Source organism: Paracoccus lutimaris, from assembly GCF_003337565.1.
GTDB classification, from domain to species: Bacteria; Pseudomonadota; Alphaproteobacteria; order Rhodobacterales; family Rhodobacteraceae; genus Paracoccus; species Paracoccus lutimaris.
In genome coordinates this window covers 35,037-42,573 of record NZ_QPJL01000028.1, presented here as the reverse complement: position 1 = coordinate 42,573, position 7,537 = coordinate 35,037, and the positions used below count along the sequence as shown (strand labels likewise).

The following is a 7,537-nucleotide window of genomic DNA, read 5'->3' as shown; positions in this document are numbered from 1 at the left end:
CTCTGACACGATGAAATACCGCACCGCAAAGATCCGCGATGCAATTGGCGCGGGGTAGAGCAGCCCGGTAGCTCGTCAGGCTCATAACCTGAAGGCCGCAGGTTCAAATCCTGCCCCCGCAACCAAAAATACCAATACTATCAAAGACTTCAAAGCCGAGCTAAACGCTCGGCTTTTGTCGTTTGCAGTCTACATCAACGCCACATCAACACGACACCAGAAAAGCCGCAGCAGCACGGATAAGCGTGCAGCCGCAGGCTGCGGCAGGCATTGCGAGTGGCAGCCGCGGCGGCTAGCCACCGAGTGCTAGACCTCGATGCTTGTACCTGCTGCCACTAGCGCGGCGGCTTGGATCGAAACAGGCGTGAAAAGATCGATGTCGAGCTCAGGCGTTTCGATCCCGACCACCAAAGAATACCGCGTTTTGCTTGCCGCTCTACCAAGTGCGCGGCGTTCTCGCCACCAACCTGATATCGGATAGACGTAGATTAGGTCCCGTTCGACGAGCTCGACCGCACTGCCTTCCCAGGTGTCGCTGTGGATCGATCCCGCGGAGATGGATTTCGGTCCAAAGAACCAGCCGTCGTTGTCTTCATTCACCGGGCGCGGATCGTCCTCATCCCGATCACCCTTGTTGACGCGTCGAAGGAAGTTCCCATCGGTTTCCCTGGCGCGCTTCAAATCAAAGCGCAGGCCAAACGACTGATATCGAGCGGGGTCGATCGCGCTGGCAAAGCTTGGGTTAGGCTCGATGAAATACGATAGAGTGACTTTCAGGCGCACGCTTTGATCGCCGAGCCCTTCAAGAACATCACGTGGCCACGGCAGGCGATAAACATGGGAGTCGCTGAACCGAACACTCCCATCTTCAATCCTGAATGGCTGAATGTACCTCTGAGCGACGAGGGCGAGGTCATTCGATGCCGACGCCAAGGCGCGCTTCAAATCCGGCACGCCGTAGCCATACTTTCTTGCGAGGTTTTTTCGGTCACTCTTCGACGCGGAGCCGTTGAACTCACCAAGCATATGGGGGGTCCAGCGCGCACTATGGACCATCAAAGCACGTACTGTTTCAGGCCAGTAATCGGGATGCTCCGCCATGATGCGGGCAGCCATCCGACCGGCCTGTGCTGTGGCTGCGCTTGTGGCCCAGAACGGCGTGACTGAGTTGGCACCAACAGATTTCGACGTCGTAAGCAACGAAAGAGACGGGAGACCGGAGACCGCCTCCGATCCAGAGCGACTGAGAGCACGGTTGCCTGCTTCAAAGACGATCTCAGGCTTAATGGGAGATTGGCTTGACCGCCAAAGTGTTGTTGTTCGACTGTAGGGGCTGCGCTCTCCGGGTCGCGCCCAGCCGGACCAGTCCCGGTATCCTCTCTCCGCGATTTCCGACTTGATGGTAGTGCCACCTACCGTCAGTGCGTTCCACGCCTGCGCTGGATCCTCGCCAGGGAAGGCATCGCCGTCTGCGATCTCTTCCGCCCTCGAATTGTCCCGGATGTTCCCAAGCGCTTGAACGAACAGGCGGCGGATGTGATCAGGACCTTCGTCGATTGCGTCGGTGCCGGAACTGATCTGGTCTAAGGCTGAACTCCAGCCGGTCGGTTCGGCCCCGGAACGATCCTCGTTGGTGATTGCCATGCAGTAGACCCGCACGCGATCCGGAGCGGAGATTTCCGGAAGCGATGCTGCTGACGTGGTTATGGCACCATAGGAGAAGGGATCATTCGGATCGAACCCGTCAGGCGGGAGGATTTTCACGGACTCTAGTCGATGCCTCAACATGGGCCACGATGAATCACCGAGGCGGGCAGTCAGATCTCCGTGCATTGCAAGACCGGCCATGCCCGATCCGTGCCCGATATCACTGTGATCATCTATACCCCATTCCGATGCGACAGCATGCATGTCAGCTGGCGCAAGAGCTGGTTCGATCAACGGATGGCCGCGATTGACGCCAGTGTCGAGGAGGCAAACTGCAGGGGCATCACTACCAGGCCACGATGTCCGTTCGGCAAGGTCATCGACAAAGTCATTGACCATCTCAGTGAGCTGATCAGTGAAAACCGTGGGTGTGTCTGTGGCCCGCCTGATTTCCGCGACACCACCAGTCGAAAATAGCAGCAGCTCGATTGCTGCGCGCCGACCGAATACCGGCAGAACGACCACTTCCGGGAACTGTAGCCGCGTCTCTTCTGATCCCACTGTCAGACCAAGTCGCAACGCTACGTCTTCAACGCGATCAAGCCGATCCTTGAAGCACCAAAGTGCCCACCAGATCTCCGCCTGCGCCCCTTCCGGCAAAGCAGCTGGGTCATCGCGCCAGAAGGATTGCAGACGCGCAGTCCGAATATGCTCGATCGGCTCGACACGAGTCTTCTTCGGAGGTTCAGCGCCTGGCTCGACATCAGCGAACGCGTAGTCGCGAAAAACGGCCTCAAACACATCGCGGGTATCATCTGGAACGAAAAGCGCAATCCGCCTCGCTCCATTCTCCGAGATCGTCACTGCACCTTGTCTTGTGCCTTCGCGCTTCTTCTCAAGCGTTGTTGGGCCCGCCGACGGTGCAAGTTCAACTTCGATGTATACGCCATCCGGTGCAAATGCGCCGTCCGGAAGATCCAACGCTTCGCGGCCACGATCTGCAACGTTGAACGCAGCGTTGAGCTCTGCAACGACCCTGCGGCCATGTTCTTCGCGAATTCGCTGCAAAGTGCGCTGCCGCGGGGTGCTGCCGGGCGACTTGTAGTCACGCACATCGGCCAAACCACTTAGATCAATGTGTCGGTGCTCGTAATCAGCCAATGGAACCCTTGTCGTCGATAAACACTGTCTTCATGTCCTGCCGCTTCTGAAGTTGGTGCGAGAGATCGGTGGTGGAAATGCTATTTCTCTCGGAAAGAATGGCCGCTTTGACCGCCTCTTCGGCCGCATGGGCAATCTCGGCCTGGCTCAGACCATTGGCCGCGGTCTCAATGGTTTTCCAAGCGAGCTTGGGGTACTTCATGGGCGACAGGTGCGCCTTGATGATGGCACGTACTTCCTCGTGCGTGGGCATTTCGAACCGAAGCACTTCATCGAAGCGCCTGAGTAATGCGCGGTCAAGAAGCGATGGGTGGTTGGTCGCTGCCACAAGAACACTGTCAGTGGCGGAAGGCTCTTCCATGAACTGCAGGAAGCTGTTCAGCACGCGACGCATCTCGGCAACGTCATTTGTCGCCATGCGGTTGCTGCCAACGGCATCAAACTCATCGAAAAGGTAGACACCGCGACGTTTCTGCGCCTCGTCGAACACGAGCCGCAACTTTGCCGCCGTTTCTCCCATGAAACGAGTAATGATGCTTTCCAAGCGGATGACGAAGAGCGGCAATCTCAGCTCGCCGGCCAGCGCCTCCGCTGTCATCGTCTTCCCCGAGCCAGGAGGCCCAGCAAACAACATGCGCCGACTGGGCGTCTTTCCATGTTCTCTAAGCCAGTCTCTACGCTGCTGCTGCAGAACGAGCGCGTCAAGATGTGCCCTAACTGGTGAGCTCAGGACGACGTCGGCAAGCCGAATTCTGGGTTCCCTGAGGTCAAGGAGGCTGTCGAGGTCGCCGCGGGGTCGCGAAAACGCGATCGGGACTGAAGCTTTTGTGCCGCGCTGTGATCGTGCTGCATCCACGGCTGCGCGAATTTCCTCCGCGGTCGTACGATGACCTTGGCGCGCCTCTCCGGCAGCGACCTGCAGCGCGATGGAGTAGAACTGCTCCTCGTCGCCCTCGGCCTTGCTCCTCAGCATCGCCAGTATCTGCTTTGCGTTTGACACTGCGTTGCCCCAGCCGGTCTTCATTTTTGGTCTAGAATAGTTCAGCCCGGCTGATTTGGAAAGCTCCCTGAGGTCGCACCGTCCGACCGCTAGCCCTCATTGCGCTGCCCAATGCTGTCTCTGTCTTTGTCTTCGTCGGCGTGGCGGGCATGGGCACAATTGTGCCCATCGCCATGCGGGACAAGCAGGGCCGCACCTGACATCATCAACCCGCTGCGAATCCCTGCCGCTCGTTGACAGCGTGAATCCATGAACCGGGCCGGGCGATGCGCTGCGGTCGAGGCGACCGAGCTTCCTATGGAGGCTTCGCCCGGCCCGTGTTTCATCTGCACGCCCGCGTCTGATCGCGCAGTACGGCATAGTCGCTGAGCATCCGGACGAGAACGGCACCTTCCGGCAGGGCCTCCACCTCGTCGGCGGCGCCCGCCTGCTCCGCACTGGTGTAATCGACCACGGGCGGACATGGCGCGCGGGTCTCAGAACCTGCCATCGCGCAGCCGGTCAGCCAGAGAATCGCGATCAGGAGGGCGGCGGGCAGCGGCGTCGAGCATCTGGCGGTGGATGGCATCGTTTCTCTCTCGGGCATCAAGCCGTTCGGCGGCGCGCCCAGCGTGTTCGCCAGCGCGGCGCAGGTTCAGGAGCAACAGCAAGATCGCTGCGGCGGCGAGGATCAGGCCCAGCGCCTTGCGCGCCGGGCCATGGGTGAGGAGCCAGCCGATCACCGCTGGCCCCGTTTCCAGTCATCGAGCCGAGCGTAGATGGTGACGGCGATGCCGATCAGCGCGATAACGATCAGCACCCAGCGCAGCGTGTCGAGGTAGGGCACAAGCGGCTGGATCGTTGACTGCGTTTCGGCGAGGACGCCCCTCACAGCCTCCACCCCTGCCGCGCCGACAGTGGCTGCACCCGCCGCACCGCCACCGCGCAGGGTGCGGCTTTCCGACAGAACTTCGCGCGCCGGTGGCAGTTCCAGGGCAAAGGGAACGGGCCGCGCCGGGAAAGGATCGCCCCAGGATCGGGCAGGCCCGAGATCGATGTGCATGAAGCCGGAGCGGGGGTAATAGCCGAAGCCGAGGAACCCAACCGCCCTCGCGGCCGTCTCGAAGGCCACGGGATCGTGGTTCGACATGGCGATGTCGAAGGCCGTGCCCTGCATGTGCTTCGAGGCCGGTGCCCCTCCGACAGCGCGGTTGTGCTCCGGGCTGCGATAGGCCGAGCGGATGATCAACGGCTTGCCGAGGCGGTCGCGCAGGGCCTGCAGCTTGTCCATGGCGTCCGTGTTGATCTTGATCGCGCCGGTGCCGCGGCAGGCAATCTCGGCGGCCGAGAAGTTCGGCCAGCGCCAGGCCTGTGCGGGCACATCGCGCCAATGGGGGTAGGTCAGGGTGGGCATGGTGGATCCTCCAGATGAAAAAACCCGCCTCTTGGGCGGGGGATGTGGTCGTGGTGGTGATGTCGTTCGTCGGTCAGTCGGATCGGCCGCGCTGGAAGGCGTCGAAGAGCATGTCCCGCATCGAGCGGATGTCGGTCTCGATGCGGTCGAGGCGGTCGCCATCGGCCTTGCGGTCCTCGCTGCGCTGACGGTCGATCCGGTCCCGGTCGGCGATCAGTTCCCGGTCGAGGCGGTCCAAGAGCGCCTCGTTGGTGAAGGCCTTGCGCGTGATCGCCGCGATCAGGGCGATGGTGCCGCCGATCAGGGCGGTGAGTGCGGCGGTGATCCCGTGGTCCCGAAAGGCCCGCGCGACCTCGCTGGTCAGGGTGGTCTGGTCATTCATGATGGTCCTTTCGCGGTCATGAGGTTCAGAAATCGGTTTCCAGGTAGACCCCGGCGCAGTCGTAGACGACGGCTCCGGCTGTCGCCCCGGTGTTGAGAAACAGCCGCGGCGACAGGAACTGCGTCGCGGCGGGCAGGTCGGCGGTGATCTCCTGCTCGAAGACCGCGCTGGAAACTTCGTCCACAACTCGCACCCAGACGGATGACCCGTTCGGCGGCGCGGCAATGAACAGGGTCAGAACGCCACCCGTGGCGATGGCGAAGCTCGCGCCCATGTCGGTCAGCGTCGGCGCGCCGGTACCGTCGTTGCGGACCAGCTGCCAGTTGGCATGCGTGCCGCGCTGGAAGCCGATGCCGATGCAGTTCACTACGGCGGCCAGCGTCAGGGTGGTGGCCAGTGCGGCGGTCGACCCGTAGAGGCCAAAAAAACCCATGCCCGTTGCTTGCAGAGTCGTGAGGGACAGGCGCGTGACGAAGGTCCAGCCACCAAAGCCCGCCGCGTTGCCGCGCCAGCAGGCCCAGCCTGCGGAGCGCTGATCGGCCACCGAGTCCACGACGGCCGCCGAGGTCAGGCGCCAGCGCCGCATGGAGGCTGCAAGGTTCGTGGCGGCCAGCGTCGGGTGCGAGACGGTGCCGACCGAAGTGATCGGCAGGCCTTCGCTGGTGATCGTCGTGCCGGTCGAAGGCGCCCAGTTCGCGATCCGGTTCACCCCGAAATGCGGCTGGAGCGGAAAGTCCCGGCCAGAGGGGCGCATCACGTCGATCCACGGCGCCCCGGCGCGGTTGCGCGCATAGAGGGCGGCCTTGCCTGCGGGCGGCGGCGATGGCGCTGCGGCCAGACCTGGCAAGACCGTGGGCTGCGGCAGTTCTACCTGACCGCTGGTGCGGTCGACCCTAAAGGCATCGAAGAAGGCCGAGCCATCCGGGCTGACCTTGAAGCTGAAGTCATCGTTGCCAAGGAGGCCGATCAGGGCGCGGGCCGAGAAGCCGGTCTTGAACGCGAAGGCGGCATCGTTCGCCGGGGCCGCCTTGTTCACCGTCGCCTCGATCCCGGCACCCGCGTTGTTCAGCAGGACCGCGGGCGTGTTGACCGAGAGCCGGTTGTAGCTGTCGGCCGTCGCTCCGCCGAGGCCGAGCAGCTGCGCCGTCAGGTTTGCTTGCGGCATGCCGACCTGCGTGACGGCATTGGCGAAGGTGACGGTCGGCGTGTTGATGACCGTCGTCCCACCCGCTCCGGCGGAGGCGGAGCCGATGTTCACGACGGTGGTCGATCCCGACGCGCCACCAGTTCCGAGGTTGACGGTCTTGGTCACGCCCGTCGTCGTGGCCCCTGTCCCCATGCCATAGGTCGCGGTGCCGGTGGACGTGCCGATGGTGGCTGTTGCTCCGGATGTGGTCACCGTCCCGGAAGCGGTCAGCGTGCCCGAGAAAGTCTTGTTGCCGGTAAAGGTCTGAGTGCCCGCGAGGATTGCCAGTTCTGACGAGGTATTGGGCAGCGTGAAGCTGCGGGTCGTGCCCGTTGCGATCCCCGCCAGCGAGAAGGTCGCCTTCTTCGTCGGATCGACGTCGTTCACCAGGCTGAACACCGCGTCCGAGACGTCGCGCGGCTCGCCCACGACCTCCCAGGCGCTGCCGGTCCAGACGAGGAACAGGCCCTCGGCCGCGACCCAGACGAGCCAGCCGGTGCGCGGCACCAGCCGGATCCACGCGCCGTCCACCCAGAAGGCGATGTTCAGATCCCACCCGGCCCAGATGCCGGTCGCTCCGGAGGCCACCAGGTGCCGGTTGCCGTCGGCGGGGCTTGCGGGCGGTGCAGTCCGCGTGCGGTCGAGGACCGACAGCTGCACCATGGCATCGAGCAGGCGCAGCGCCTCGTTGTGCGTGACGTGCTTCTGCGCCTGCGCGGCCAGAAGGTAGGGCAGGCCCAGATGGGTGGTGGTTTCGGACATGGGGGT

The 7,537-nt window shown here is 62.9% G+C and carries 7 protein-coding genes and 1 tRNA gene; 1 reads left to right on the top strand and 7 read right to left on the bottom strand.

The genetic code is table 11. The features are described from left to right. The first annotated feature begins 48 nt into the window (after positions 1-48). Positions 49-125, top strand: a tRNA-Met gene (locus DFP89_RS17445). A 181-nt stretch (positions 126-306) separates the two neighbouring features. Here the strand turns inward: DFP89_RS17445 and DFP89_RS17440 are convergent. From DFP89_RS17440 to DFP89_RS17410, 7 genes are all read right to left on the bottom strand, one after another. Next, positions 307-2,808 (bottom strand): S8 family peptidase, encoded by a 2,502-nt coding sequence (locus DFP89_RS17440; protein ID WP_114350655.1) that lies wholly within the window; start codon positions 2,806-2,808, stop codon positions 307-309. Continuing rightward, a complete protein-coding gene (locus DFP89_RS17435; RefSeq protein ID WP_245948850.1) occupies positions 2,801-3,832 on the bottom strand; it encodes an AAA family ATPase in 1,032 nt (343 codons plus the stop codon). The genes DFP89_RS17440 and DFP89_RS17435 overlap by 8 nt, the downstream gene beginning before the upstream one ends. 298 nt (positions 3,833-4,130) lie before the next feature. Next, positions 4,131-4,262 carry a hypothetical protein gene (locus DFP89_RS21060; protein WP_281271219.1) on the bottom strand — a complete coding sequence of 44 codons (132 nt, stop codon included), beginning with the start codon at positions 4,260-4,262 and terminating at the stop codon, positions 4,131-4,133. Positions 4,263-4,284: 22 nt separating this feature from the next. Further along, a complete protein-coding gene (locus tag DFP89_RS17425; RefSeq protein WP_425452679.1) occupies positions 4,285-4,530 on the bottom strand; it encodes a hypothetical protein in 246 nt (81 codons plus the stop codon). Beyond that, a complete protein-coding gene (locus tag DFP89_RS17420) occupies positions 4,527-5,201 on the bottom strand; it encodes a YcbK family protein (RefSeq protein WP_114350652.1) in 675 nt (224 codons plus the stop codon). Before DFP89_RS17420 ends, DFP89_RS17425 begins: the two co-directional genes overlap by 4 nt. A 73-nt stretch (positions 5,202-5,274) precedes the next feature. Continuing rightward, complete coding sequence (locus DFP89_RS17415) at positions 5,275-5,583, bottom strand: hypothetical protein (RefSeq protein ID WP_114350651.1); 309 nt, start codon at positions 5,581-5,583, stop codon at positions 5,275-5,277. Between the two features lie 25 nt (positions 5,584-5,608). Next, positions 5,609-7,531 (bottom strand): DUF2793 domain-containing protein, encoded by a 1,923-nt coding sequence (locus tag DFP89_RS17410; RefSeq protein ID WP_114350650.1) that lies wholly within the window; start codon positions 7,529-7,531, stop codon positions 5,609-5,611. Between the last annotated feature and the right edge of the window lie 6 nt (positions 7,532-7,537).